This window comes from Pedobacter sp. 01T416_2, from assembly GCF_056398925.1.
In genome coordinates, this window is record NZ_JBFTQI010000783.1 from 1 (window position 1) to 2,666 (window position 2,666).

Sequence of the window (2,666 nt, forward strand, 5' to 3'; positions counted from 1 at the left end):
ATCCAAAAGCAGGTATAACCGAAGAATTCAAGGATATGGAAGGGCATGTGGTGCTTAAACGGGTCTGGGAAACGGATATTAAAAGCCTTTCTACTTATTATGTTTATGATGACCTTGGAAACCTGCGTTATGTGCTGCCTCCGGCGGTCAACGAAAATACAGAGCGGTCGGCCGGTACCATCAGTAGTTTTACAGAAACTGATGGTGTATTCAGGGATTTTATCTATGGTTATCATTATGATGGACGGAACCGGGTAACGGAGAAAAAGATCCCTGGCAAGGGCTGGGAGTATCTGGTGTACAACAAACTCGACCAGGTGATATTTACCCAGGATGCAAAGCAGCGTTCGACCTATGAATGGGTTTTTACCAAGTATGATGCATTGGGAAGAGTGATCATGACGGGTATTTACCTGGATGACGCCCAAAGGGCTATATTCCAGACGAATCTGAATGCTCAGAGTTACCCATTATTTGAAGGCCGGGATATCGGGTCAGCTGTAGGTACAGGATATACGAACAATGCTTATCCGAACGTTGGAGTCAGCACCTACCTTACAATCAATTATTACGACGATTACAATTTTCAAGGGAATACTTTTGGTCCACCGGTTTCGCCACAGGTAGGAAATGACCATACCAAAACGCTGCTGACCGGTACCCGGACAACGATATTGGGGACAGGAACGATGCTGCTGAGCGTAAACTACTATGATAGGGATGGACGGGTAATCCAGTCGAAAAGCGTGAACCACCTTGGTGGTAGTGATGTGGTGGATAATGAGTGGAACTTTGATGGGAGTTTAAAGAACAGTACGCGTGTTCATGTAGGAAACGGGGCGACCACGACCATTGCCAATAGTTATGCCTACGACCATGTGGGCAGGAAGAAGAGGACGAAATCCAGTATCAATGGTGGGACACAGGTGACGTTATCAAGTTTAACCTACAATGAGATCGGGCAGCTGATCAGTAAGGACCAGCATAGTACCGATGATGTGAATTTTGCGCAGCATACTGGCTTTACCTTTAACTACACTTATGACAGGCTGAACCGTTTGACGGTGTCCAGTGCCGGAAACAGCTTGGGAGAGAGCATCAGCTATGATGTGATGGGGAATATCAAAGCCCTGAACAGGGATAACTTCGCGACCAATGATTACCATATCGATCAGTATAAAGGCAACCAGTTAAAAACGATCAGTGGTTTTACCAATGGCAGTTACACCTATAATGAAAACGGGAATCAGGTTGTTGATGGGCCTAATGGAAACACGATCAGCTACAATTACCTGAACCTTCCGGTACAGGTGAGCGGGAACCAGAATGTGACCTATACCTACGACGCGGGAGGAAGGAAACTTAAAAARGTAAGTGCCAGCACGGGCACAACAGATTACGTTGAGGGAATTGTTTACAAATCTGATGGATCTATTGATTTCATCCAGACCGAAGAGGGGATCGCGCGGAACAGTAGCGGTGTTTACAGTTATGAGTACAACCAGGCTGACCACCTGGGCAATGTGCGGACGAGTTTTAAGAAGAACCCGGTATCGGGATTGGTGGAACCGATCCAGCGGGATGATTATTATGCTTTTGGTTTAAGGAAGGTTGCAAGTGGCGGAACAAATAAATATCTTTACAATGGCAAGGAGTTGCAGGAAGAACTGGGACAATATGATTACGGGGCTAGGTTCTATGATCCGGTGATTGGCAGATGGAATGTGGTGGATCCGTTGGCGGATGGGAGAGCTGAAATGACGCCGTATCATTTTGTTAGCAATAATCCTATYAAYAGAATAGACCCRGAYGGGAGATGGGATTGGTAYCAATCAAATGTAACGGGAACCGTTAAATGGTTCGATGGTACTGGGGAACAGGATGGATACAGGCATGTTGGAGAAGCAGGTGCTGTAAAATCAAGTGATGGTGGGATTGTGAATTTAAACGCAAACGGAACAGCTACTAACAGTGAGACGGGGGAGGAAGTTACCTCATCCACTAGTGGATTGACCAGTATCGTTCCCAAAGACCAGACAGGAGCTTTAGCTAAGTTTTTTTATGATGTTTTATCAGGAGGAGCATATAGTCGTCAGGCAAATGCATTGGATGTTCTAGATAGGGATGGAATAGGCGCATACAATAATCAGATGATTGCTGATGCTCGTACTGAAATTCGAGGTGATTGGATGGTTGGTGCATACCATGGGGCATCGGTATCAGCTCCTAAGGCCGCTACAGGAGGAGGACGAGTGTTTTGGTCAGGTGGTGAAGATGCAATGAATGCAGCCGCGAACTATGCTAAGGTAAATGGAATGACTACATTGGAAATGACAAGAGCAGGGCAGAATTTGACAAAGTTAACACAAGGTATGCCTTGGGAAAAAGCAGGGCCAATGTGGCAACGGTTATCTTCGGCTTATGCAAAAGGAGCAACAGGTTCAGTCCACGTATTCCAAAATGCATCTACAGGAGTACGATTAAATAGTGTTTGGCGAACTGTTGAGTATCCATTATTGAATGGGAAAAATAATTTAATCTTTCATAATGTCTTTAAGCCATGATTACAATAGATAAAATAGGAATATATAAGCGTTTCAATGGGGATATTGATGGTTGGTCAAGAGTTGGGACCAAAGAAGAGAAATCAATTATGACTGACAAAG

At 44.9% G+C, this 2,666-nt stretch carries 1 protein-coding gene; it reads left to right on the forward strand.

All coding sequences use genetic code 11. The annotated features are described in order from the left end of the window. Positions 1-2,564: RHS repeat-associated core domain-containing protein (locus AC1DPQ_RS24030; RefSeq protein ID WP_477611109.1), on the forward strand; the 2,564-nt coding region annotated here is incomplete at its 5' end. Positions 2,565-2,666: the final 102 nt, after the last annotated feature.